Genomic DNA, 25,786 nt, shown 5'->3' with positions numbered 1-25,786 from the left:
AAAAATACTCGCTCAGTTTAGTTTTTTTTCCAAAAAAACAATACATTTACTACTGCTATCCTGAATTTATTCTAAATTTAAATGTTATGAAACTAAACTGTGTTGTTGTAGATGATAGTTCTATACAAAGGACGATTATTGCAAAATTAGTTAATAATCACCCAGGTTTGCACTTAATCGGGGACTTTTCTAATGCAATAGAAGCAAAAAGCTGTATCTCTTTAAATAATATCGATTTAATATTTCTTGATATCGAAATGCCTGTTATCAATGGTTTTGACTTCCTTGACGGACTAAAATCAAAGCCACAAATTATATTTATCACTTCTAAAGCCGAATATGCTTTAAAAGCTTTTGACTATGATGCTACGGATTATCTGCAAAAACCAATCGCAGTTGATCGCTTCAACGCTTCTGTCAAAAGGGCAATCGATATGCACTTGCTTAAAAAAGAAGTCAAAGAAGAAGAAGGCGAACATATTTTCATCAAAAGTAATCTTAAAAAACTCAAAATCTTTACGGCTAAAATCAAATGGATTGAAGCTTTTGGAGATTATGTAAGAGTCGTTACCGAAGATGATAGCAATTTGGTGCTTTCGACTATGAAATCTTTTGAAAATGATTTATCGAAAGATAAATTTATTCGAGTGCACAAATCTTATATCATTAATATTGATAAAGTAGAACGCTTCAACAGCAAGTTTGCCGAAATCGGAATTACAAAAATCCCATTAAGCCGAAACAAAAAAGAAGATTTGGTAAAAGCATTGTCAACGTCGTCTTAATAGAAATCAACGTTAACAGTAACTTTTATCGATCTGTACTGTGCTACAGCTTCAAAACTATTCAACATTTTCTGAATAGTCTTTTTTGTGTTTCCTAAATGAAGATTTTGCGGAATCTTAATTAGTATCGTTCGGATATACTCATTTCTGATTCTGCTTATCGCCGGCTCTTCTGGCCCCAAAACTGGCATATTCAAATTTTGGCTCAAAACCTGATACAACCACATCGACCCTTCTTTCAATCGATCAAAGTCGCGGTGTTTCAATGTCAATTTGATGATGCGGAAATAAGGCGGATATCTATAAATCTGTCTGTCGTACAACTGCTCCTTATACATACCTATATAATTATGGTTTGTAACTTGCTGAATCGTATTATGATTTGGATTATAAGTCTGAATAACCGCTTTTCCTTGTTTTTCAGATCTTCCGGCTCTTCCAGCAACTTGGGTCATCATTTGAAAACTGCGTTCAAAAGCCCTAAAATCGGGATGATGCAACATATTATCGGCATTCATAATTCCAACCAAGCTTACATTCTCAAAATCTAGACCTTTAGCTAACATTTGAGTTCCTACCAAAATATCAATTTCGCGGTTCTTGAAATTATCTATAATTTTTTCAAAACCAAATTTGCCCCTTGTGGTATCTTGGTCCATTCTTGCCGTTTTTGCTTTTGGAAAAAGCGATGCCAACTCCTGCTCTATTTGTTCTGTTCCAAAACCTTTCGTTGTCAAATCGATGCTGGAACAACTATGACAATTAGTAGGTTTTGCAATTGAATAACCACAATAATGACATCGAAGCTGATTTTTATTTTTATGGTACGTCAAACTTACGTCGCATTGTTGGCAATGTGGCACATGACCGCATCGCAAACACTCCATAATAGGAGAATATCCTCTTCTGTTTTGAAATAGAATGACTTGTTCGCCTAAAGACATAGCTTCTGCAATTTCATCAATAAGAACATCACTAAAATGTCCTGTCATTCTTTTTCTAAAATGTTTGTCTTTTAAATCAACCAACACGACTTCTGGCAAACGAACATTTTTATAACGTTCGCTAAGAGTCACCAGTCCATACTTATTGTTTTGTGTATTAAAATAAGTTTCAATACTTGGAGTTGCCGAACCTAAAATTACTTTTGCAGTATGAAAATTAGCCAATACAATTGCCGCATCTCTTGCATGAAATCTTGGCGCAGGATCAGTCTGCTTAAATGTTTGTTCATGTTCTTCATCAACAATCAACAATCCCAAATCATTAAAAGGCAAAAACAAAGCTGATCTTGCTCCTATTATAATTTGCGCTTTTTCTGAATTCTCAAGCGTTTGCCTCCAAACCTCAACTCTTTCATTATTATTATATTTTGAATGAAAAACCGCCACCTTATCTCCAAAATGAAAACGCAAACGAGCAACTAATTGTGTGGTGACTGCAATTTCTGGAAGCAAATACAACACCTGCCTTCCAGTTTGCAAATATTCTTCAATTAACTTGATATAGATTTCTGTTTTTCCACTTGAAGTTACACCATGAAGCAAACAAACATCTTTCTCAAGAAAATTTTCTTTTATTGCTTTAAAGGCATTCTCCTGCGCTTCACTTAACTGAAGTTCGTTTTCTGATTTTTCACCACTAAAAGTAACCCTATCATGCTGTAAAAAATATTCTTCAAAAATTTCTTTTTCAACCAATGCTTTTACAACTGCAGACGAAACATTAGAAAACTCAGTCAGTCTTTTTACCGTAATTGGCTTTTTCTCAGAAGCGCTCAGCTGAAAAAATGCCATAACAATTTCTTTTTGTTTCTTAGCGCTTTTCAAGACTTCAAGCAACTCGGCCAAACCATTATCCGATTCGTATTTCGAATGTAATTTCACATATCGAATCATTTTTGGCTTATAGCTTTCTTTTATTTCTTCTTCTAAAACAATAATATCTTTGCTGATCAATTTTTGAAGAACCGGAAGTATATTTTTCTTATTTAAAATCGAAGCGATTTCCTGAACTTTCAATGAGCTTTGATGCTGTAAAGCTTCATAGACCAAAAATTCATCATCTGAAAGTTCAGAATCATTAACCAAAACTTCTGGTTTGTGCGAAATAATGGTTTCACTTTCCAGCAATAATCCCGTCGGAAAAGCACCGCGATATACATCGCCAATTGCACACATATAATAATTTGCAACCCAGAGCCAATGCTTAATTTGGATTTCTGTCGCGATTGGTTTTTCATCTAAAATTTGATGAATTTCTTTGGCTTCATATAATGTTGGCGCATTTTCATGAATATCCAGAACAAGCGCCGTGTAAATTTTGTTTTTACCAAAAGGTACCGCAACGCGCATTCCTTTTTTAATGAAATGAAATTCGGCCTCAGAAATTCGATAAGTAAACGTTTTTGCTAAGGAAAGCGGTAAAATAACTTCGATAAAAAACATGTAGAAATTTTATGGGATTTTGAATAATTTTTAATTATTCTGCAAGTATTTTTTCAACCTCTTTTTTAAGAATGGGAAGCTGTTTTATCACAATACCCCAGATTACAGCATCAGAAACTGAATCGTATCCGTGAATAATTCTATTTCTTACGTCAACAATTTTTCGGGAATCCGTTATTTGAATTTCATTGTTTACTTTTAATATCCGACTCATCGCTTCACCTATAATTTCAACATTTCTTTCCACAGCCGTTTAGTACGCATATTCCTTTCATAATCCTGAAATTGCATCGTTTTTGGAAAATAACTTTCAATTTCATTTATAGAATTCAGAATATCAAACAGCCAAGTTTTAATATCGTTATCCATAAATTAATTGCTTTTGCTTATTTAAGTTTTCTTTAAAATAAGGGTTTTTAATTGCCTTTTCTTCTAACAAATCAATTGGTCTTTTGAAAATTTCTTCTAAAGAAAATTTAAAATCAAAATAATTATCTGCATAGTCCAAAACATCTAAAGCTTTAAAATCAACGACTAAATCGACATCACTTTTATCATTAAATCTTCTCTAAGCACTGAACCAAAAGCGTACAGAGCCTTTACTTTGTGTGTTTTACAAAGCTTAGAAATATCTAATATGTGATCTTCTAAAAAGTTCATTTTTTAAAATTTTATCTGACTCAAATATAAACAAATTACACTATTCCTCCAATAAAGATAAGGCTCTCTATTATTTCTCTAAAGATTTAGCCAAATACTCATCAACCAATTTCAAAGTATGATTTAAAGATTCAATATTAGTCCAATCGTCATGCCCCGGAATAATATACTTTGGATTTTTAAATTTAGTTTGAACTCTTGCAATTGAATTTTTCCATTCTTTCACATCAGCGTCTCCTAAATAACCCAGATCCTGAGCATCGGCACTTTTCACAAAACAACCTCCGTACAACACTTTTTCTTTTGGAAACCAAGCTACAATATTGTCTGGCGCATGGCCTTTTCCTGGATAATAAACCTCAAAAGTATATTGTCCAACTGTAAAAATTTTATCATTCGGGATTATAAATTCGGCTCTGGGTTCATTTTTCTTTTTCAGAATATCATCCGTCAATTGAATTGAATACGTTTTAATTCCTTTTTTTCTGTAAAAATCAAATCCGCCTGCGCGATCATCATGTGAATGTGTTGCAAAAAGCATTACGACTTCTTTATTATGTTTTGCTTTTATTGAATCTAATAAAGGCTGAAATTGTGTTTGATCCCATGGAGCATCAAACAAAACAACACCTTTATCTGTAACCAGATACATGGCATTGGCAGAAATCAACGTTCCTTTATAATCATGAAACGTTTTATAAACATAAAAGTCACCCGTAAGATGACTTATTTGTAATGGCGAATTCTTAGATTGTCCAAAGCTATTTGCAGTTAAAACTAAGAATAAAATTATCGAAGCTAATTTTCGCATGTATTTTTTGAATTAGTTATTTCACTCGTGTCCAGTATTGTGTTCTTCCCATTAAAGAAATCCCAACATACCCGCGAAGTTTTAATTTATCAGCAGATTCTAAAGTGATATAACATTTGTATTTTTTACCATTTGTAGGATCTAAAATAGTTCCGTCATTATATTCTGAACCATCTTTTTTAAGTCCGTTGATAATAATCATTCCAAGAATTGGTTTGTTTTTTTCAGCACCATCGCATTTGGAACAAACATCTTTTTTATGATTTTCACGAAGTATCTCAACAACCTTTCCGTAAATTTTCCCTCCTTTTTCGTAAACCTCTACGATTGATTTTGCTTCTCCGGTTTCGTCGTCAATTGTTTTCCATTTTCCAATTACACTTTGACTTTGCATGGTCAGCGCAAAGAAGAACACTCCGATAGTTAGCATCAAATTTTTCATACTTATTTATTTTTTTTTTGTTTTAATTTTCTGATTGTAGCGTTCAATTCGAACCCTAAAAGCAGAATCATACAGTTTATCCAAATGTAGAACATTAGAATTAATAATGTCCCAATTGAACCATAAAGTTCGTTATATTTTGAGAATTTTATAACCCAAATCCCAAAAAAGAACGAAGATATAACAATTAAGACCGTTGTAAAAACAGATCCAATACTTATAAAAGGCACTTTATTGTACTGTTTAGTACCATAACGCAATAATATTGAAGATGTTATCAAAATCATCAAAACAACAAACAAATATCGACCCAAAATTATCAACGGAATTCGATCACTAAGCACATCTTGGATGATTGTTTTTTGAATAAACACCTCAAAAACGACAATTGTTGCTACTGTCACAAACAAAATAACGGTCATTACAAGTGAAATCGCCAGCGCTACTAAATATTGATGCAAAAAGCCACGTTTATCAAAAACGTGTTTAGAGGATTCAAAACCGCTTAAAATTCCGTTAATTCCGTTTGCCATCAAGAATATAGACAGAAAAAAACCCGTTGACAATAATCCGGAATGACTATTATTTAAGATATCGCTGATAATTTTACTTATAGCGTCGAATGTATTTGGAGGAACACTCTGTTGGACAAACTGAAGAAAATCATCCTGAAAATTATCAATTGGAATAAACGGAATTAAGTTCAAAATAAATAAAGCAAACGGAAACAAAGCCATAAAAAAGCTAAAAGAAACCGCACTCGCATGATACGAAAATGCGCCATCAATAATACCGATAACGTACATTTCGATCAAATCATACAACGAAAAGCCTTCCAGCCAAGGCAGTTTTATTTTCTTTAAAAGTCGGGCTAAAGAACGTACCACAGGCAGTTTCTCAATCCGGGCTTCTATTTCTTGCGACATATTTTGTTGATTTTAGATTTTAGAGTTTAGATTTATGAGTTTAGTCCCGATAGCTATCGGGATAGACCACAAAATTTTAACTCATAACTTATAACTCAAAACTCATAACTTAACTAAAACGCTTTTAAGCTCAAATCCATATTGTAAATAGAATGTGTCAAAGCTCCCGAAGATATATAATTCACACCGCAAAGACCATATTCGCGAATTGTTTTTTCGTTGATATTTCCTGAAGATTCCGTTTGGCATTTTTTACCAATTAAATCAACTGCTTTTTTAGTATCCTCATAATTAAAGTTATCGATTAAAATTCTGTGAACACCGTCGCTTAATAAAATCTCACGAATTTCATCTAGATTTCTGGCTTCCACAATAATCTTTAAATCCAAATTATTGGCTTTTAAATATTCTTTGGTCTTTTTGATTGCAAGGGTAATTCCGCCAGCAAAATCAATATGATTATCTTTCAACATAATCATATCATACAAAGCGTAACGATGATTTTCGCCTCCGCCTATTTTCACCGCCCATTTTTCAGCCACTCTAAAATTTGGCGTTGTTTTGCGTGTATCTAAAATTTTCGCTCCAGTTCCTTCTAACAATTGCATCAAATGATGCGTTTTTGTAGCAATGGCCGACATACGTTGCATGGTATTCAGAACCACTCTTTCGGCTTTTAAAATAGACTGTGAACTTCCCGAAACTTCAAAAACAACTTCTCCATATTCAACACGAGTACCATCTTCGATAAAAGTTTTCACTTTCAGTTTTGGATCGACATGTTCAAATATCATTTTAGCCAATTCAACGCCAGCAATTATTCCTTGATCTTTTACCAATAATTTGGCCTGACCATGTGCCGTATCTGGAATACATGCTAACGAACTATAATCGCCCGGACCAACATCTTCTCTAATGGCATTACTAATCAAAAGTTGTAATTCTGCTTGAAATTGAGCTTCACTTATCATTTTTCTGTTTTTAATAATATGCTAAATTAGGATATATTTTATGGATTTGAAAGTTTACTTAACATGAAAATTTTTTCAAAACACTAAAATTTTCTTTTTAAACCATTAAGAAATTAAGAAAATTAAGTTCTAACCCTTAAATGCCACTTTTAAGCAATGACCTTAAAATATTTCTTTTTTAAACAAGCAACTGGCCAAGAAAAATTAAGCGAAAAAACCTAATAAACTTAATGCCTTAATGGTAGAAATTTCAAAGAACATTAAATATCTTTGAGGTTCATTCAAACAAAATCATGGGATTAATTAAAGATATTTACTCGGTTTCTTTTTACGAAAAATTTGGTCAGGCTGTCGCCGAAGTGCATCCAACATTCAACAAACAAAAATTTATACAAGCCATTTACGAAGGCGATTTTGCTCAAAAAGAATGGAAAGAAAGAATGAAACATACTACTGCTGTTTTTCATCAGTTTATGCCTCAAAACTTTCCCGAAGCCGTTTCTCTAATTGATAAAATCATCGAAAATTTAAAGAAAAACAACTTTTCCGACAGCAATTTGGCTTTTATTTTCTTTGCCGATTATATCGAAATGTATGGTCTAGACGATTTTGAAACTTCGGCGAAAGCCTTTGTAACCATAACCCAATTTATCAGTTGTGAATTTGCTGTTCGTCCTTTTATTTTAAAATATAAAGAAAAAATGATTGACGAAATGTTAAAATGGTCTTTGCATGAAAATCATCATGTTCGTCGTTTGGCCAGTGAAGGTTCACGTCCGAGATTACCGTGGGCAATGGCGATTCCGTTTCTGAAAAAAGATCCTTCTTCTATTCTTCCTATTTTAGAAAATCTAAAAAACGATCCTTCAGAATATGTTCGCCGAAGCGTTGCCAATAACTTAAATGATATCGTAAAAGATAATCCGCAGATTGTGTTAGAAATCGCCAATAAATGGAAAGGTCACAGCAAAGAAACGGATGGAATTATTAAACACGGATGCAGAACTTTATTAAAACAAGGTCATCCAGAAATATTAAGCCATTATGGCTTAGAAAGTACGAATATTGAACTTTCTTCTTTCGAAATCAAAACGCCTGTGGTTAAAATTGGTGATTATCTGCAGTTTCAATTTCATTTAAATAATAAAAATGAAGAGCCAAAAACGGTTCGTTTGGAATATGCCGTTCATTATAAAAAAGCAAAAGGTCATTTGGCGAAAAAAGTCTTTAAAATCAGTGAAAAAATTTATCATCCAAATCAATTGACTAAAATTGAAAGAAATCAGTCTTTTAAATTGATTACAACTCGTGTTTTTTATACTGGAGCGCATCAATTGTCAATTATTATTAATGGTGCTGAAAGTGAGGTTTTGGAGTTTGATCTGGTAGATTAAAATTTAGATTAAAGACAGAAACGAAATCACTGCTGTCAGACTGAGCGGAGTCGAAGTCCCGCAAAGTGATTCGGCAAATGTAACTTCGACTCCGCTCAGTCTGACAAAAAAGAGCATAAAATCAACAATTTGAAATATTCTACATTTTGCCTACTTTTATAGCTAACACAAAAAACAACTTTCTTAATCTAAATTAAGTTACAGATTTCTATCACAACTGTAATTTTGTTTTCAAATCAAATAATACCATGTCAAATATCAGTTTAATTATCGAAGAACGTGCTGCCAATATTGGCAATTTTTTGGTAGGCCGTTTATTGCCTTTCCGTGAAAAAAGAGCCGTTGGGCCATTTGTATTTATCGATCATATGGGACCGGCACATTTAAGTGACCATGAAAATATGGATGTTCCTCCGCATCCGCATATCGGACTTTCAACGCTTACTTTTTTGTTTGAAGGAAGCATTATGCATCGCGACAGTTTAGGAACCGAATTAGAAATAAAACCTGGCGCAGTAAATTGGATGACCGCTGGAAAAGGAATCGTGCATTCTGAAAGAACTCCTGAATATTTAAGACATACAGATAAAATGCTTCATGGATTGCAAATTTGGGTGGCGCTTCCAAAAGAATTGGAGCAAATGGAACCGAATTTTACGCATGTTGAAGCTGACGATATTCCGGCTTGGGAAGAAGATGGCGTTTCATACAAATTAATTGCTGGCGAAGCTTTTGGCAAAAAATCTCCAGTTCCTGTTTATAGTCCGTTGTATTTTATTGAAATTAAAAGCAAAGAAGCCAAGAAAATCAATATTGGACATCACTTATTTGGCGAAAGCGGTTTATATATCTTAGAAGGGAGCATCAAAAATGGCGAACATGTTTACGATCCAAAACAGATTTTAATTACAACTGAAGCTTCGCTTTGCGAGTTTGAAATTTCTGAAAATTCTACGGTTTATCTTTTTGGTGGACAGCCATTTCCTGAAGAACACTTTATCTTTTGGAACTTTGTTTCATCAGACAAAAACCTTATCGAAAAAGCTAAAATTGACTGGACAAACCAAACTTTCCCAAAAGTTCCTGGCGAAACAGAATTTGTGCCATTACCAGAACCAAGAATTAAATAATTATGGATACAATTTCAGCAAAAATAGATACGCGTTTGTATCGAACGGAAATCACTTCGGCAAGTGGAAATGTCTTAATTTCTGACGAACCACAATCATTAGGCGGAAAAAATTTAGGACTAAATCCAACAGAACTTTTGGCTTCGTCATTGGCTTCTTGCACGTTGATTACTTTACGAATGTATATTAATCGCAAGCAATGGAACGTTGAAGAAATCAATATCAAAATTGATTTTGAAAGAGATTCAGAGCGAAATTGTACTTCATTTACCCGAAGAATCGAAGTAATAGGGGAAGTCAACGAAGAGCAAAAACAAAGATTAGAAACGATTGCAAACAGTTGTCCAATTCATAAAACATTGACACATTCAATCGAAATCAAAACCACACTAATATAATTATCATGGAAATTCAACAAATAAACGATACAAGAAGAGGCTATTTTGAAGCCGTAGAAGACGGAAAAGAAGCAGGAAAAATGACTTATACTTGGGCAGGAGACTCAAAATTTATAATCGATCATACTGAAGTAAGTCCGGATTTTAACGGAAAAGGTGTTGGTAAAAAACTGGTTATGGCTGCCGTAGAATATGCGAGAGAAAACAACTTAAAAATTATCCCACTTTGTCCTTTTGCAAAAAGTGTTTTTGATAAAGTGGAAGAAATACGTGATGTACTTTTTTCTTAAGTTTCTAAGATACTGAGATGCTAAGGTTCTAAGTTTTTTTAAACCGCAAAGTTCGCAAAGAATTACGCAAAGTTCGCAAAGATTTTTTAGACAAAGCTTTGCGAACTTTGCGTTTCTACTTAGTTAAGCTTGGAACAAAAACCTTGCGTTCTTTGCGTTAAAAAACAACGCAACGAATTTCAATTTTCAAATTTCCGCAGAAATTCCTATATTTGCGCGTAATTTAATCTTAGAGTATGACAAGAATAATTACGCTTTTCTGTTTTTTTATAGCACAAATCGGCTTTTCTCAATCGGCTGAGAGTTATTTAGAAAAAATCAGAAATAATGAAGCTCTCTTAACAGCTTTCTTTCAACAAATGCCAAAAGGAGGCGATTTACACCATCATTTTTCAGGATCTGTTTATGCAGAACCGCTTTTAGAAAGAGCTATTGCAGAAGACTTTTATTTGAATATAGAAACTATGGCAGTTTCGAAAACTAAACCTGAAAAAGGAAACTGGCAGACTTTTTCTTCTCTAAAAAACGAAGGCAAATTAGATTATTATCAGCAACAAGTTATGCAAACTTGGTCAATCAAAGATTACAATGGTTCTGTGCCTTCTGACGATCAGTTTTTTGATTCATTTATGAAATTCGAACCAACAATTCAAGGTCATTTTGCAGAAGGAATGCTGGAACTAAAAAAACGCGCCATTGCTGAAAATGTAAGCTATATTGAAACACAATTATCAACAATTCCATGTGATATGAATGTTTCTGATTTAGCCGATTTTAATTCCAAATTACGTCAGGCTTCAACTCAAAAAGATGAAAAAGCTGTTTTGAAACTTTTGGATGAATTATATAAATCACTTCAGAAAAAAGACGCTAAAAAATATGCTGAAGATTTCAATACTAATTTCTTAGCTAAACTTCACAAAGACTTAAAAATAGATGACGAAAAATTCACCATGCGTTATCAAAACTTTGTGCTTCGTTTTATGGAACCGGTAGATTTATTCAAAAATCTAGTTATTGCTTTTATTTCGTCAAGCGAAAGTAAACTGACTGCTGGAGTAAATATCGTTTCTCCAGAGCATGGCGAGAATTCTATGAAAGATTATTGGTTGCACATGGTGATGTTTAAATATTGTCATTCTAAATTCCCAGACGTAAAATATACGCTCCATGCGGGCGAATTGACTTTAGGTTTGGTTCAGCCAGAAGAATTGACTTGGCATATTAACGATGCGATTTATGTGGCAGGCGCCAAGAGAATAGGTCACGGAGTTGATATTGCTTATGAAGCCAATTCGTATGATTTATTGAAATATATGTCTAAAAATAATATTCCGATTGAGATCAATCTTGCGAGCAACGAATTCATTTTGAAAGTAAAAGAAAATAGACATCCGTTTACACTTTATAAAGAGTTTAATGTGCCAATTGTAATCAGTACAGACGACGCGGGAATTTTAAGAAGCAATATGACAGAGCAATATGTTTTATTGGCTAAAAGATATCAGGATGTTTCGTATGCAACGATTAAAAAATACGTTTACAATAGCATCAATTACAGTTTCATTCAAGATGAATCGGTTAAAAAACAATTGATCAAAGATTTAGATAATCGTTTTAAAACTTTTGAAGCGAAGTTTTCTAAAAATTAATCTGTGTGAGATTGCACGCAGATTTTTTTATTTCAAACTATAAATATAAAATCTGCAAAATCTGCAAAATCTGCGAGAGCATAATTTTTTCTCGCAGATTTGGCAGATTTAGCAGATAAAATTGAATTTAAATGATTTTAGAAGCAGTATATTTATTCATTAAACCAGAATTAGCAAATCAATTTGAAGCTGATTTTGCAAAAGCAAGTCAATATATTTCATCAATCGATGGTTATTTAGGACATCGTTTAGAAAAATGTCTTGAAGTCGAAAACAAATACCTTTTACTGGTTAATTGGAATACACTTGAAGATCACACAGTGGGCTTCAGAACTTCTGAAGCGTATTTGGAATGGAAAAAGATTTTGCATCATTATTATGAACCGTTTCCTATTGTAGAGCATTTCGAAACGGTTTTTGAGAATAAAAAATAGTTTTTTGCCACAGATTTCACAGATTAAAATGATTTTTATTCAGTTTAAATAATTTAATCTGTGTTAATCTGTGAAATCTGTGACAAAAAAATAAAATTAAATTCGTGCTAATTAGTGTAATTAGTGGCAAAAAAACTAAACTAATGAACATCAAACTCATCGCCATTGGCAAAACCGATAATAAATCGCTTCAAACTTTGATTGACGATTATACCAAACGTTTGTCGTTTTACATCAAATTTGATTTGGAGATTATTCCGGATATTAAAAACGTAAAAAACTTATCTGAAAGCCAGCAAAAGGAAAAAGAAGGCGAATTGATTCTATCAAAACTTTCAGCAACGGATCAATTGATTTTATTGGATGAAAATGGGAAAAACTTCTCAAGCGTTGGTTTTTCAGAAGAATTACAAAAGAAAATGAATTCAGGCGTAAAAACTTTGGTTTACGTAATTGGTGGTCCTTATGGATTTTCTGAAGCAGTTTATAAAAAAGCGCAAGGAAAAGTTTCGCTTTCGCTAATGACGTTTTCACATCAAATGGTTCGTTTATTTTTTATCGAACAATTATACCGCGGATTTACGATTTTACGCAATGAACCTTATCATCATCAATAATGGTTAATCGTTAATTTGTTTAATTGTTCAATCGGATAAAATTTAGAAGATAAATTCCTCATTTGTTAGGTTCATTTCTGGAATAGGAAATTTTAAAGTATTGATGAAAATTTTATTATCAATATAACTTCCATAATCTAGATTCTTATCAAAAGAAAACATATATTTATTTGGTTTGTCGCTATCCATACTGTTTAAATAATTCTGCAACTCTTCTCTTTTAACTGGTATTCCCTCCACCAAAATCGAGCTATCTTTTTTAAAATAGACCTCAACTCCAAACTTTGGTTTTTCCAAATTATAATACACTTTCGTGAAAGGCAGAAAGGCTAAATTCTTTCCGATTGAATCTGCATAAGAATAATAATTTTGAGCATTTTCATTTTTATGCGCACTATCTTCGCGTTTCTTTTCCTGCAATTTCATTACCTCAGGAATTACCAATTTTAAAGGAAGACGCTTGTCAATATTAAAAATCCAATTGGTTGAAATGATGCTATTTTTTCGATTGACATCGGCAATTGTGTCTTTTCCTTCTGTTTTAAAGAAGATATAAATTGGTGAATGATCTTGTACGTCTTTTACAATTGTAACGTTTGATTTTGGGAGCAAAACATCTTTTTTTTCTCCACAAGAGAAAAGAAGTAAAGCAATCATTAAGCTAAAGTATTTCATATTTATAATGTTTTTTTTCATGCAGTTGGTCATTCCGAGGAACGAGGAATCACCGCAAGAAACTCCGTCTAGAAATTCGCCAATCTTTGTCGAGCAACTCGTGGAGATTCCTCGTTCCTCGGAATGACAAACTAGTGAATTAAATATACAATTTGTTATATAAAGTAACACATTCCACCGCTTCTTTCACATCGTGAACACGAAGAATTTTTGCGCCTTTCATTAAAGCAATCGTATTCAAAAAAGTTGTTCCGTTTAAAGCTTCTTGTGGCGTAATATCAAGTGTTTTATAAATCATTGACTTTCTTGAAATTCCTGCCAAAACTGGTAATTCTAAAAGGTTAAAAAGTTCCATTTTTTGCATCACTTCATAATTCTGATCGGTTGTTTTGGCGAAACCAAAACCTGGATCCAAAATCAAATCATTGATTCCTAAACTTCTGGCTTTTTTTACTTTTTCGGAAAAATAAAAAAGCATTTCTTTTACAATATCATCATATTGTGTCAAACTTTGCATCGTTTGCGGATTGCCACGCATGTGCATCATAATGTATGGAACATTATATTTGGCAATAACATCAAACATTTTATCGTCCAGTCCTCCCGCAGCAATATCGTTTATTGTTGCCGCACCGCTTTCAATACTTGCTTTGGCAACTTCGGCTCTAAAAGTGTCGATGGATAATAACGCTTTTGGAAATTGCTTTAAAATCAATTCAATTGCAGGAACAATTCTGTCAATTTCTTCTTGCTCCGAAACAAATTCGGCGCTTGGTTTGCTTGAATAGGCGCCAATATCAATAAATGTTGCACCTTCAGAAAGCATTTTATCGACTTGCGAAATAATTTCGTCTTCGTTCTTATATTTTCCGCCGTCAAAAAAAGAATTTGGCGTAACATTCAAAATCCCCATAACTTTAGGAATCGATAAATCTATAAGTTCGCCTTTGCAGTTAATTGTCATTTGTTTTGTTGTTTTTGTTTCAGGTTTCAGGTTTGCTTCGCCAGTTTGGCTTTCGGCCTCGTGTCAGGTTCCAGAACTTGCGCAATCTGCATCAACTTGAAACCTAAAACCTGAAACTTGAAACATTATATTTTAGTTTCAAGTTATACCGTTAACACTTTGTTTAGAAAAAACTTGGGACAAAGCAAACCTGAAACTTGAAACTCTAAAAAAATTATCCTTATTTTTGAAAAAATTTAAGCAAATATACAGCAATAAATGAAGAATACTTCCCTAGAATTTGATAATGTAATCACGGTTTGCCGAACCTTGTTTATTAACAAAATGAAAGATTATGGCAGTGCATGGAGAATTTTAAGACTTCCGTCTTTGACAGATCAAATTTTCATTAAAGCACAACGAATTAGAAGTTTGCAGGAAAACGATGTGCGCAAAGTGGATGAGGATGAAAAAGGAGAATTTATCGGAATTATCAATTATTCGATTATGGCTTTGATTCAGTTAGAGCTTGGCGTTGTAGATCAGCCGGATCTTGATGTTGAAAAAGCAACTGAATTGTATGATGCTAAAGTAAAATTGACAAAAGATTTGATGGAAGCAAAAAATCACGATTACGGTGAGGCTTGGCGCGACATGCGTGTAAGCTCTTTAACCGATTTGATTTTGCAGAAACTCCTTCGCGTTAAACAAATTGAAGACAACAAAGGAAAAACAATAGTTTCTGAAGGAATAGATGCAAATTACCAAGATATGATTAATTATTCTGTTTTTGCTTTAATTCTAAACCCAATCAACAAGTAAAATTTCAATTTTAAAAATCGCAAATCCCAAAATTTTATTGAAAGTTGGAATTTGGAATTTTAGTTTTGAAATTTTAAAATTTTTATTTTTATGAAAAACATCATCACCCAATTCTCCCGATTATTTGTCGGCGTACTATTTATTATTTCCGGATTAATAAAACTAAATGACCCAGTTGGTTTCTCTTACAAACTAGCTGAATATTTTAGCGAACCCGTTTTCAATATGCCATTTTTAGAGCCTTTGGCATTAGGCTTGGCAATCTTTTTAGTGATTTTAGAAGTGGTTTTGGGTGTAATGCTTTTAGTTGGCTATAAATCAAAATTGACAATTTGGGCTTTATTGTTGTTGATCGTTTTCTTTACATTCCTTACCTTCTACTCGGCTTATTTTGATGTGGTAAAAGATTGTGGCTGTTTTGGAGATGCTTTACACTTAACGCCTTGGCAATCCTTTACAAAAGATGTCGTTTTACTTTTCTTTATCTTGATTTTATTCATCAACAAAAAATTAGTAAAACCATTATTTTCAAAAATGGTGACCAATATTCTTACCTTGATCAGCATTGTTTTATGCGTTTTCATGGCAGTTTGGGTTTTAAATCATAATCCGATTAAAGATTTCCGTCCGTATAAAGTAGGAACAAACATTGAGAAAGGAATGGAAATTCCGGAAGGTGCACCAAAATCGGTTGTAGAAATGATTTTCATCTATAAAGTAAACGGAGTAGATAAAGAATTTACAGAAAAAGACTTGATGAATATTCCACAAGGCGCAACTTTTGTTGATCGTAAAGACAAAGTAATTACAGAAGGATATATTCCGCCAATTCATGATTTCACCATGACAAAAGACGATTCTGATTATAAAGCAGAATTATTGCAAGAGCCTAAATTAGTGATTTTTGTAACTTATGATCTGGCTTTATCGAATCCTGAAGGAATGAAAAAATTAGAAAAAGTAAATCAAGATGCAAAAGCAAAAGGTTATAAAGTAATTGGGATGACGGCTTCTGGACCTGAAGAAATTGCAAAAGCAAAAAAACAATATGGATTAAATGTTGATTTTTATTTCTGCGACGCAACAGCTTTAAAAACAGTTGAAAGAGCAAACCCGAGCATTGTAGTATTGCATAAAGGAACTATCGTTCAAAAAGTACACTACAATGACGTAGATGATTTGAAATTGTCCGATGTAGCTTACGGTATTTAAAAAAATCCGAACAATAGTAATAACGCCAATATTTCTCTTTTTTTTAGATTTATTGGCGTTTTTTTTTGAATAAACAATTAACCAATAAGAAATATGTTTTCAAGGCCAAAAAATGAATCAACTACCAAGTTTTCTAAAATTCTTTACTTTATTTTATTTATATTCTTTGTGATTCGTTATGCCATTTGTGATTCTAATTTTTACGAAACTGATGGTGTGCATTTGATTCCTCTTCATATTCTGGCATTAATCTCAGGCATTATTTTCGAAAGCAAAAGAATCACAAAAACATGGACAACAGCTGCTGTAATAGCTATTATTTCTTTTATTTCTACTTTTGGTCTAGGTCTTTATTTATATCACATCTCGCCTGATTCAAAATTTGATTTGACGCAAATTTTAAATCTAAGTATTTTAGCTTGGCCTATTGTTTTCTTTATTTTATATGTTGCTTTTTCACTACTATTTAATAAGAAAAAAATTGTTCCTCAAATGACAGAAGGCATAACCTTAATACTTTCGATATCCATGATTTATTGGGTTATAGATAATGGTTTGGCAAGATTTGATAATATCATTTTACGAACATTTATGATTATTGTAATTTCACTTTCCTTATTTTCTCTGTATAATGCTTTAAGCAAAGCTTATTTATCAGATACTAAAAAACTAATCCTGAGCATCTGGAGCTCCTTAATTATGTTTTTTTTCGCTATCGATAATTTACATGGATTTTTTTATTATGGAAATGCTGTAAGCACTAATGAATTAATACAAGGAACTTACATTGCAATTCAATATTTTCTTTTAGGTGTTTCAAGTATTTACATGATTCAGAATTTTATGATGCTTATTGGTTTTCTGCTAAGTTGGAAAATATTCTTCTTTACAAAATATTCTGACGCAGTAAGCGAACTCAAAACTCAACACATCGATAGATATTCAGATACACAAGTAAGTAAATCAGACTCTAAGTTTTGTCTTCTTTTTGTTGGTACTATTTTCTTTTTAAATTATTATTATCAAATCTTTCCCAGACAATTTATAATCTGGCTAACTTTTGTGTCATTTCCATTTATTTTAATGGCGTATAATCATTTTCTGAAAAAGAAAAGATAAACTGGAAATCTGACGTTTTTTTGCTTTGAAATTCCGCTATAAAATTAAAATTCTGCCTCGTTTTTTATTTTTTAAAAATTGCAATTAAAAATTAATCGGAATTTTGGCTCTACTATTACGATTTCATTTTTACTTTTTTAACCCAAATTTTACATTTTGTTACAAAATAAACGATTCTTCAAATTTTGTTAATGAACAATTGGCATTCCATTTGTTTGTTTAACTTTGTGAATTCAGTACTTAACAAAAATAATTTAATTATAATATGAAACAATTAGCCCTAGTCGTTATAGCGTTTATTACTTTTTCATGCACTCAGGCTCAGAAAAAAGAATTTTCAAAAGAAGCATTATCTGAAAAATTATTAGCTTCAAATGACAAACAAGTTGCCTTCGAAAAGATTTTAAAAAAATACAAAGGAAAAACCTTAGTTATTGAAGTTTGGGCTTCATGGTGTGGCGACTGCGTAAAAGCAATGCCAAAAGTGAAAGAATTACAAGCCAATAATCCAGATGTGTCTTACTTATTTATTTCGGCGGATAAAACGGCTGACAAATGGAAAGCTGGAATCGAAAAACACGAATTAAAAGGCGATCATTACATGATGAATGATGGCATGAAAGGCTTATTCGGAAAAGCGATCGACTTAGATTGGATTCCACGTTACATCATCGTTGACAAAAAAGGAAATATAGTGCTTTACCGTGCTATCGAAACTGATTTTGATAAAATCAACGAAGCTTTGAAAAGTTTAAAACAAGCTTAACAAATTAACGCAAAAAACAAAAAATTAAAAGAATAATAAAAACTACCAAAATGAGAAAATCGATTGTTGCAGGAAACTGGAAAATGCATAAAAATGCTGCACAGACTGAAGAATTGTTGAACGAATTAATTGCTAAAATTCCAGCAAAAACTAATGCACAAGTAATTGTAGCTCCAACTTTTGTTAACTTACAAGCTGCAGCGACAAAATTAAAAAATACAACTATCGGCGTTTCTGCTCAAAACGTTCACCAAGCTGAAGGTGGTGCTTTTACAGGAGAAATTTCTGCAGACATGTTGACAAGCATTGGCGTTAATACAGTAATTTTAGGTCATTCTGAGCGCAGAGCTATTTTTCACGAAACTGATGCATTGATCGCAAACAAAGTTGATACTGCTTTGAAACATGATATGACAGTAATTTTCTGTTTTGGAGAAGAATTAAAAGATCGTCAATCTGGAAATCATTTCAATATTGTTGAAAATCAATTACGTGACGGAGTTTTCCATATTGCAAAAGAATCTTGGTCAAAAATTGTTTTGGCTTATGAGCCAGTTTGGGCTATCGGAACTGGAGAAACAGCTTCGCCAGAGCAAGCTCAAGAAATGCACGAATTTATTAGAGAAACTATCCGTAAAGCTTTTGGAGCTGATATCGCTGACGAAGTTTCTATTTTGTACGGTGGTTCTGTAAAACCAGAAAACGCAAAAGAAATCTTCTCTAAACCAGACGTTGACGGTGGTTTAATTGGAGGTGCAGCTTTAAAAGCAGATGATTTCTTAGCTATCGTTACTGCTATCTAAATTTATTTTTTGCCACAGATTAAAAAGATTTTTAATATTGAGTTAAAAAAATCTGTGAAAATCCTTTTAATCTGTGGCAAACCAAAATACAAAGCGATACATTGTGTGTCGCTTTTTTTTATGTTTTAAATTATTCTTAAATTAAGAATGTTCTTTTAGTTTTTTAGGCAACTTCTACTTTGTATTCTTACCTTTGCAAAAATTTTTTATTTATGTCGAATATATATTTAGGATATCATTTTACAATTGAGCCAAAAGAATTGGGTTCTGAAATTTTAGTGGCTGAATTGGGCGAAAAAGCGTTTGAAAGTTTTACAGAAACAGAAAACGGAATTTCGGCTTTTGTGAAGAAGGATTTATGGGATGAAAATATTCTGGATGATATTTACATTTTACAATCTGAAGAGTTTAAAATCGAATATACGATTGAAGAAATCGATCAGGTAAACTGGAATGAAGAATGGGAAAAGAATTTTGAGCCAATTGACGTGGACGGAAAATGCCATGTTCGTGCTCCATTTCATCCAAAAACTGACGCTGAGTTTGACATTGTAATTGAGCCTAAAATGAGTTTTGGAACCGGTCATCATGAAACAACTCACATGATGATTCAGCATTTATTAGAAATGGATGTTAAAGGTTTAAAAACACTTGACATGGGTTGCGGTACTGCAATTTTGGCAATTTTAGCCGAAATGAAAGGCGCTGAGCCTATTGATGCAATTGATATTGACAACTGGTGCTATTTGAATTCTATTGAAAATGCTGAACGCAATAATTGCAAACATATCAGCGTTTATGAGGGAGATGCTGCCTTATTGGCGGGAAAAAAATATGATTTAATTATTGCTAACATCAACAGAAATATTTTATTGAACGATATGCAAGCTTATGTCGATTCTTTGAACCCAAAAGGAATAATTCTTTTTAGTGGTTTTTATGAAGAAGACATTCCGTTTATTGACGCTTCATGTATTGAAAAAGGATTAACTTATGTTAAAAAGCTTCAACGAAACAACTGGGTATCTTTAAAATACGTAAATTAGATTATTGATAATCAATTAAGTACAAAAAATAAAACTATGAGTACTAAAGAAAAAGTAAGAGAAAGAGTTCGCGAAAAAGAAGCCATTGCTTTTAATAACGAGATCATTGTTTACAATGATGATGTAAATACTTTTGATCACGTAATTGATACTCTTATGCGTGTTTGCGACCACACTGCCGAACAAGCAGAGCAATGTTCTTTGATTGTACATTACAACGGAAAATGCACTGTAAAAACAGGTCCGATTGAAAAACTTAAACCTCAATGCACACAACTTTTGGAAGCTGGCCTTAGCGCCGAAATTGTTTAGTTGCAAATTTTTTAGAAAGCATTCTATTTTATTCTATATTTGAATAAAATAGAATGCTTTTTTTATGGAAGAATACGGAAAAATACTAATCATTGCGATGCCCGTTTTTTTGGCCTTAATCATTTTTGAAAAAATCTACGGCATTTATAAGAAAAATGATACTGCTCCGTTAATTGACAGCGTATCGAGCATCAGTTCCGGAATTACAAATTCGGTAAAAGATGTTTTGGGGCTGAGTGTTACTTTTCTTTCTTATGAATGGCTGGTTTCTAACATTGCTTTGCAGCATTTAGAACCAAGTGTTCTCTCCTATTTTATAGCTTTTTTTGTTATTGATTTTTATGGTTATTGGAGCCACCGATTAGCACATCAAATCAATTTTCTTTGGAACAAACATGCCATTCATCACAGCAGCGAAGAGTTTAATCTGGCCTGCGCATTGCGTCAGCCTATTGCAAGTTTGGTTAATCTGTTTACGTTTTTATTGATTCCCGCGGCGCTTTTAGGAGTTCCAGCTTCTGTAATTGCCATTACATTGCCTCTTCATTTGTTTTTGCAGTTTTGGTATCACACGAAACATATCAACAAAATGGGATTTTTGGAACATATTATCGTGACGCCTTCGCATCATCGTGTTCATCATGCTATAAATCCAGAATATTTAGACAAAAACCATTCTCAGATTTTTATTTTTTGGGATAAGCTTTTTGGCACTTTTCAAGCGGAGTTAGATGATGTTCCGCCGGTTTTTGGAATCACTAGGCCTGCAAATACTTGGAATCCTATAAAAATTAATTTTCAGCATTTGACCTTACTTATAAAAGATGCATGGCGCGCTCCTAAATGGAAAGATAAATTAACCATTTGGTTTAAGCCAACGGGTTGGCGACCAGAGAATTTTGAAGAAAAATATCCTGTAAATAAAATTGAGAACGTATTTGACTTTGAAAAATATGGCACACAAAACTCTCAAAAGCTGATTTATTGGTCGGTAACTCAAGTTTTGATAACATTATTGTTTGTTAGTTATTTGTTTGATAATATTGCTAAAATTGGTCTGCCAAATATTTTTGTCTACGGTTTTTTTATTTTTACAACTATTTATAGTTACAGCGAGTTAATGGACAAGAGCAAATATGCCATTTTTTGGGAAGGATTCCGTCTAAGCGTTGCTATCGGAATTATCGTTTTCAACGGTGATTGGTTTGGACTGAATACCATTTTTTCTTTTGCCAATTCTATTATTTTAACCTATTTAACTTTATCTTTTTTAGCTACAATTTATTTTGTGACTGTCGATTTCAAAAACAACCAACCCCAAACTACAAACCCCATGAATGCCTTATGAGAAATGCCACATATTTTAAAATTTACCTCGCTTTCTGCCTAATTTATCTAATTGTTTTACTGTTAGGATATGAAAACCTTGATTTATACTTAAAACCAATTTTAATTCCGCTGTTAAGTTTTAGCGTTTATTTTTGTCGATCATTTCCAACAAAAAATATTTTATTACTTGCTTTGCTCTTTTCATGGATTGGCGATGTGATCCTGCTTTTCACAGAATTAGGCGAAATTTATTTCATTCTCGGATTAGTTTCGTTTCTTATTTCTCATATTGTTTATTGTATTTTATTCAACAGGCAAACTAAAAGAAAAACCTCAAGAAATTTGATCGTTTTTGGAATTGGCAGCGTTATAATTGCATTATACTTAATCGGAATGCTTACGGTTTTGCTTCCATCTTTGGGCGATTTAAAAATTCCGGTAATTGTTTATGCAAGTGTGATTTCGATTATGCTTTTGTTTGCTTTTAATGGGTATTTGATGTGGCAGAAACCCGGAAATCTGTATGTTTTTTTAGGCGCAATTGTTTTTGTGGTTTCAGATAGTATTTTGGCCATTAATAAATTTTATGCACCATTAGAAAAAAGTGCATTTTTTATCATGCTTACGTATCTTGTGGCACAATATCTGATTGCGGTTGGTATATTGAAAGTGAATCCAAAAAAGGTCGATTGAAACACAATATGGATTTGATTTCAAACTAAAAAAGATTTCAAAATCATTTTTTGTGAATGAAAAGCCGATACTTTTGTATGACCAAAACTCTTAAAACCATGAAAAAAATACTCTTTTTTTTAATTTTAGTATTTTCTACAGTTTCTTGCGTGAGCACAAAATCAACTCTAAAAAATGTTGATGATAATGCTCCTGATTTAATTTTGAAAAAAGACAATACGTTTGCCATTACTCTTTTTGCAAAAGATAAAAAATACGGCTACGATCCTGATTATCCAATCAATATTTTTTACCGAAATACCAAAGATGAAACCTTAAACGAAACCCGTTTTTTGAACGCTCTTGCGGGACCAAAAGGAGAGAAAATAACCTATAAACGCATGGAAACATGTTGTCCTTTTCCAACAAAAAGAAGCGATATGGGCGCTGGATTCCTGAATGTTTATGAATTGACTTGGGAAGGACAAAAAAAGCCAGTTATCCTTTATTTGAATATTTATGAAAAAGGAATATTAATGGTTCCGATGGGATTGAGCTTGAAGCAGAATTAATTTAGAATATGTTGGGAATACTATCTCTAATCTTATTGCTTTTGCCGATAATTTTCCAATTTATTTATGGAACGAGAGCTATTTATAAGACAATAGAAATGAGTTTCGCAAAAGTCTCATTGATTAGCATTTTCTCACAAATACTATTTTCAATCGCTGCTTTTAGTGTGGCCAGTTATAATTTTTCAAAATATTTTGATGAACATCCAAATCAAACCAGATGCGGAACACCTTTAGCAGCACTTTTATTTGGTCTGATATTTATTATTATTGTTTTAATACTTCTTATTGTCTTCCAATTCTTTATTAAATTATGGAAGGAAAGGAGAAACAAATCAAACTAGTTTTTTTCAATAAATAACAGATTTTCTTGCTCCTTAAAGAATTTGTAACTTTACATAAACTCAACCATTGAGTTTTATGAACATGAATTTAAGTTTCACAATGAAATTGAAACTATCAAATGAAATCATAATGAAACAATTAAAAAACCAATATAAAATTGAAGCTCCAAGTTTCAACCTACAACAATATTTAGACCGAATCAATTTTTCGGGACAAATTGAATTAGATTTTGCTGGCATCAAAAAATTAATGCAATCACAGTTGTTTAGTGTTCCTTTTGAAAATATTGATGTTCAAGCTGGCAAAATCATTTCGCTTGCTGGTGATGATATTGTAGATCAAATTATAAATAAAAATCGTGGCGGTTACTGTTATCAGATTAATGGAATATTTTCGTTGGCACTTCAAGAAATAGGAATTCCGCATTATTATATTGCAGCGCGGCCAATGGTAAATCCGGGAGAAAATGCAAAAACGCATTTTGGTATTATTGCCACTATTGAAAACGAAGAATATTTGATTGATTTAGGTTTTGGAGGAAATAGCATTCGGGAACCTTTAAAACTAAGCGAAATTGGAAAGGAAATTCAGCATGATTCTGATATTTTTACTTTAACCAAAACCGATGATGATGAATATCTTCTTCAAATTTTAGTTGGGAAAGAATGGTCGAATTTATATTCATTTAATCTCTCTCCACAAAGGTGGATTGATTTTAAACCTGCTAATTATTATAATTACTCACATCCAGATTCTTTTTTTACCCAAAACTTAATTGTAGTTCTACAAAACCCATTGGGTAAAAAAATATTATTTAAAAATTCCATAAAATCGGTAATCAGTGGCAAAACAGAAATCATTTCATTTGAAGATGAAAACTTGAAAAGTGTTCTTGAAACTGAATTTAATTTAAAAGGCTTTTAAAATTTTAGATACTTGAAATCTACAATTAACTTAATTTTCTTAATTCCACCAGATTCTTAGTACATTAACCTCAAAGTAAACAATTCCTTTCAAATATAAAACACTTCTCGTTTTACAAATAAGGAAATACTTAAACATGATAAATATCATTTCTTAGATTCTTTTCATGCTTTAATATTGTCATGGAAAAAGTACTTGATTATTTTTGTATCGATTTTAGAAATTCTTTAATTCCACTAAAGTTTAGCCCTGATAGCAGTGGAAATCATTTCACTCTTAAACTTATTTTTTCCTGACTGGGCAGAGCGACCGGAGGAAGCTCCTGAACAGACTTTGGAAAAAAAAGTTTAAGAGTGAAATATTGAAACGGATAGCAGGATTAGCTTCATAAAATTATCTTAAATCTTCATTCGAAACTCATAAATCATAACTACCTTTGCAGTGCAAAAAAATAATTTTATGAACTTACAACATATTCCTCAAATTAAGCATACTGACAGCGGGAATTTCTTTTTATTGGCGGGGCCTTGTGCCATCGAAGGAGAAGAAATGGCGCTTAGAATTGCTGAAAAATTAGTTGGTATTACCGACAATCTTCAGATCCCTTACGTGTTTAAAGGATCTTTTAAAAAAGCAAACCGTTCTAGAATTGATAGTTTCTCTGGAATTGGTGACGAAAAAGCCTTGAAAATCTTAAGAAAAGTTTCTGAAACTTTTCATGTTCCAACTGTAACAGATATTCATACGAATGAAGATGCTGATATGGCAGCACAATACGTTGATGTTTTGCAAATTCCAGCATTTTTGGTTCGTCAAACTGATTTAGTTGTTGCAGCTGCAAATACTGGAAAAACAGTAAACTTGAAAAAAGGACAATTTATGAGTCCGGAGAGCATGAAACATGCGGTACAAAAGGTTTTAGACTGCAACAATGAAAATGTTATGGTTACGGATCGCGGTACAATGTTTGGCTACCAAGACATGATTGTTGATTTTAGAGGAATTCCTACTATGCAACAATATGCTTCTACAGTTCTAGATGTAACGCATTCTTTGCAACAACCAAATCAAACTGCGGGTGTTACAGGTGGAAGACCTGACATGATCGAAACGGTTGCAAAAGCTGGTATCGCTGTTGGTGTTGATGGTATTTTTATCGAAACACATTTTGATCCTGCAAATGCAAAAAGCGACGGTGCTAATATGCTTCATTTAGACTATTTTGAAGGTTTAATGAACAAATTAGTTGCCATCAGAAAAACAGTTAACTCATTCTAAATTTATAATAC

Annotated in this window: 29 protein-coding genes; 20 read left to right on the top strand and 9 right to left on the bottom strand. The window is 32.6% G+C overall.

The window, feature by feature from the left end; genetic code table 11:
* Positions 1-86 precede the first annotated feature (86 nt).
* Complete coding sequence (locus tag SCB73_RS15140) at positions 87-785, top strand: LytR/AlgR family response regulator transcription factor (RefSeq protein ID WP_026729423.1); 699 nt, start codon at positions 87-89, stop codon at positions 783-785.
* On the opposite strand, the gene priA is transcribed toward SCB73_RS15140, so the two are convergent.
* From priA to nadC, 7 genes are all read right to left on the bottom strand, one after another.
* Positions 782-3,232: a replication restart helicase PriA gene (gene priA / locus SCB73_RS15135; protein WP_320567043.1), complete on the bottom strand. Its 2,451-nt coding sequence runs from the start codon at positions 3,230-3,232 to the stop codon at positions 782-784. The genes SCB73_RS15140 and priA overlap by 4 nt on opposite strands.
* 34 nt (positions 3,233-3,266) lie before the next feature.
* Positions 3,267-3,446, bottom strand: coding sequence for a HepT-like ribonuclease domain-containing protein (locus tag SCB73_RS15130; RefSeq protein ID WP_320567042.1), 180 nt, complete (start codon positions 3,444-3,446; stop codon positions 3,267-3,269).
* A gap of 147 nt (positions 3,447-3,593) precedes the next feature.
* Positions 3,594-3,740 carry a hypothetical protein gene (locus SCB73_RS15125; RefSeq protein WP_320567041.1) on the bottom strand — a complete coding sequence of 49 codons (147 nt, stop codon included), beginning with the start codon at positions 3,738-3,740 and terminating at the stop codon, positions 3,594-3,596.
* A 222-nt stretch (positions 3,741-3,962) separates the two neighbouring features.
* The gene (gene bla-B1-FLAV, locus SCB73_RS15120) at positions 3,963-4,703 is read right to left on the bottom strand and encodes a subclass B1 metallo-beta-lactamase (protein WP_320567040.1); all 741 of its coding nucleotides are present in this window, start codon (positions 4,701-4,703) and stop codon (positions 3,963-3,965) included.
* 16 nt (positions 4,704-4,719) lie between these two features.
* A complete protein-coding gene (locus SCB73_RS15115; RefSeq protein WP_320567039.1) occupies positions 4,720-5,145 on the bottom strand; it encodes a DUF2147 domain-containing protein in 426 nt (141 codons plus the stop codon).
* 2 nt (positions 5,146-5,147) lie between these two features.
* Positions 5,148-6,071 (bottom strand): YihY/virulence factor BrkB family protein, encoded by a 924-nt coding sequence (locus SCB73_RS15110; protein ID WP_320567038.1) that lies wholly within the window; start codon positions 6,069-6,071, stop codon positions 5,148-5,150.
* Positions 6,072-6,184: 113 nt separating this feature from the next.
* On the bottom strand, positions 6,185-7,042 hold the full coding sequence (gene nadC, locus SCB73_RS15105) for a carboxylating nicotinate-nucleotide diphosphorylase (RefSeq protein WP_320567037.1): 858 nt from the start codon (positions 7,040-7,042) through the stop codon (positions 6,185-6,187).
* Positions 7,043-7,335: 293 nt separating this feature from the next.
* On the opposite strand from nadC, the gene SCB73_RS15100 reads away from it, so the two are divergent.
* The 7 genes from SCB73_RS15100 (at position 7,336) to rlmH (ending at position 12,957) form a co-directional block, all read left to right on the top strand.
* Positions 7,336-8,436: a DNA alkylation repair protein gene (locus SCB73_RS15100; protein WP_320567036.1), complete on the top strand. Its 1,101-nt coding sequence runs from the start codon at positions 7,336-7,338 to the stop codon at positions 8,434-8,436.
* Positions 8,437-8,684: 248 nt separating this feature from the next.
* The gene (locus SCB73_RS15095) at positions 8,685-9,566 is read left to right on the top strand and encodes a pirin family protein (RefSeq protein ID WP_320567035.1); all 882 of its coding nucleotides are present in this window, start codon (positions 8,685-8,687) and stop codon (positions 9,564-9,566) included.
* Between the two features lie 2 nt (positions 9,567-9,568).
* Positions 9,569-9,964 carry an OsmC family protein gene (locus tag SCB73_RS15090; RefSeq protein WP_320567034.1) on the top strand — a complete coding sequence of 132 codons (396 nt, stop codon included), beginning with the start codon at positions 9,569-9,571 and terminating at the stop codon, positions 9,962-9,964.
* Between the two features lie 5 nt (positions 9,965-9,969).
* Positions 9,970-10,254: a GNAT family N-acetyltransferase gene (locus tag SCB73_RS15085; protein WP_320567033.1), complete on the top strand. Its 285-nt coding sequence runs from the start codon at positions 9,970-9,972 to the stop codon at positions 10,252-10,254.
* A gap of 236 nt (positions 10,255-10,490) precedes the next feature.
* Positions 10,491-11,906, top strand: a complete 1,416-nt coding sequence (locus SCB73_RS15080) for an adenosine deaminase (protein WP_320567032.1) — start codon at positions 10,491-10,493, stop codon at positions 11,904-11,906.
* Between the two features lie 131 nt (positions 11,907-12,037).
* Complete coding sequence (locus tag SCB73_RS15075) at positions 12,038-12,340, top strand: antibiotic biosynthesis monooxygenase family protein (protein WP_320567031.1); 303 nt, start codon at positions 12,038-12,040, stop codon at positions 12,338-12,340.
* Between the two features lie 143 nt (positions 12,341-12,483).
* Positions 12,484-12,957, top strand: a complete 474-nt coding sequence (rlmH, locus tag SCB73_RS15070) for a 23S rRNA (pseudouridine(1915)-N(3))-methyltransferase RlmH (protein ID WP_132990419.1) — start codon at positions 12,484-12,486, stop codon at positions 12,955-12,957.
* A gap of 42 nt (positions 12,958-12,999) precedes the next feature.
* On the opposite strand, the gene SCB73_RS15065 is transcribed toward rlmH, so the two are convergent.
* Both SCB73_RS15065 and folP read right to left on the bottom strand, forming a co-directional pair.
* Positions 13,000-13,632 carry a hypothetical protein gene (locus SCB73_RS15065; protein ID WP_320567030.1) on the bottom strand — a complete coding sequence of 211 codons (633 nt, stop codon included), beginning with the start codon at positions 13,630-13,632 and terminating at the stop codon, positions 13,000-13,002.
* Positions 13,633-13,771: 139 nt separating this feature from the next.
* Positions 13,772-14,596, bottom strand: coding sequence for a dihydropteroate synthase (gene folP, locus SCB73_RS15060; RefSeq protein WP_320567029.1), 825 nt, complete (start codon positions 14,594-14,596; stop codon positions 13,772-13,774).
* Positions 14,597-14,854: 258 nt separating this feature from the next.
* On the opposite strand from folP, the gene SCB73_RS15055 reads away from it, so the two are divergent.
* The 12 genes from SCB73_RS15055 to kdsA all read left to right on the top strand — a co-directional run bounded on the left by SCB73_RS15055 (position 14,855) and on the right by kdsA (position 25,775).
* Positions 14,855-15,397 (top strand): DUF1599 domain-containing protein, encoded by a 543-nt coding sequence (locus SCB73_RS15055; protein WP_320567028.1) that lies wholly within the window; start codon positions 14,855-14,857, stop codon positions 15,395-15,397.
* A 90-nt stretch (positions 15,398-15,487) separates the two neighbouring features.
* A complete protein-coding gene (locus SCB73_RS15050; RefSeq protein ID WP_320567027.1) occupies positions 15,488-16,609 on the top strand; it encodes a BT_3928 family protein in 1,122 nt (373 codons plus the stop codon).
* 93 nt (positions 16,610-16,702) lie between these two features.
* On the top strand, positions 16,703-17,728 hold the full coding sequence (locus SCB73_RS15045) for a hypothetical protein (protein ID WP_320567026.1): 1,026 nt from the start codon (positions 16,703-16,705) through the stop codon (positions 17,726-17,728).
* A gap of 265 nt (positions 17,729-17,993) precedes the next feature.
* Entirely contained in the window at positions 17,994-18,494 is a 501-nt protein-coding gene (locus SCB73_RS15040; protein WP_320567025.1) for a TlpA family protein disulfide reductase, read from the top strand.
* 50 nt (positions 18,495-18,544) lie between these two features.
* Complete coding sequence (gene tpiA, locus SCB73_RS15035; RefSeq protein WP_008462994.1) at positions 18,545-19,297, top strand: triose-phosphate isomerase; 753 nt, start codon at positions 18,545-18,547, stop codon at positions 19,295-19,297.
* Between the two features lie 212 nt (positions 19,298-19,509).
* The gene (gene prmA, locus SCB73_RS15030) at positions 19,510-20,343 is read left to right on the top strand and encodes a 50S ribosomal protein L11 methyltransferase (RefSeq protein ID WP_320567024.1); all 834 of its coding nucleotides are present in this window, start codon (positions 19,510-19,512) and stop codon (positions 20,341-20,343) included.
* Between the two features lie 36 nt (positions 20,344-20,379).
* Entirely contained in the window at positions 20,380-20,655 is a 276-nt protein-coding gene (locus SCB73_RS15025) for an ATP-dependent Clp protease adaptor ClpS (RefSeq protein ID WP_095927736.1), read from the top strand.
* Positions 20,656-20,719: 64 nt separating this feature from the next.
* On the top strand, positions 20,720-22,003 hold the full coding sequence (locus SCB73_RS15020; RefSeq protein ID WP_320567023.1) for a sterol desaturase family protein: 1,284 nt from the start codon (positions 20,720-20,722) through the stop codon (positions 22,001-22,003).
* Entirely contained in the window at positions 22,000-22,677 is a 678-nt protein-coding gene (locus SCB73_RS15015) for a lysoplasmalogenase (protein WP_320567022.1), read from the top strand. The genes SCB73_RS15020 and SCB73_RS15015 overlap by 4 nt, the downstream gene beginning before the upstream one ends.
* A 98-nt stretch (positions 22,678-22,775) precedes the next feature.
* Positions 22,776-23,228 (top strand): 2-dehydro-3-deoxyphosphooctonate aldolase, encoded by a 453-nt coding sequence (locus tag SCB73_RS15010; RefSeq protein ID WP_320567021.1) that lies wholly within the window; start codon positions 22,776-22,778, stop codon positions 23,226-23,228.
* A gap of 474 nt (positions 23,229-23,702) precedes the next feature.
* Positions 23,703-24,497 (top strand): arylamine N-acetyltransferase family protein, encoded by a 795-nt coding sequence (locus SCB73_RS15005; protein WP_320567020.1) that lies wholly within the window; start codon positions 23,703-23,705, stop codon positions 24,495-24,497.
* 459 nt (positions 24,498-24,956) lie between these two features.
* On the top strand, positions 24,957-25,775 hold the full coding sequence (kdsA, locus tag SCB73_RS15000; protein WP_132990404.1) for a 3-deoxy-8-phosphooctulonate synthase: 819 nt from the start codon (positions 24,957-24,959) through the stop codon (positions 25,773-25,775).
* Positions 25,776-25,786 lie beyond the last annotated feature (11 nt).

Origin of the sequence: Flavobacterium sp. KACC 22761 (assembly GCF_034058155.1) — a bacterium.
Taxonomy (GTDB): domain Bacteria; phylum Bacteroidota; class Bacteroidia; order Flavobacteriales; family Flavobacteriaceae; genus Flavobacterium.
This window is presented reverse-complemented; position numbering and strand designations above follow the sequence as displayed.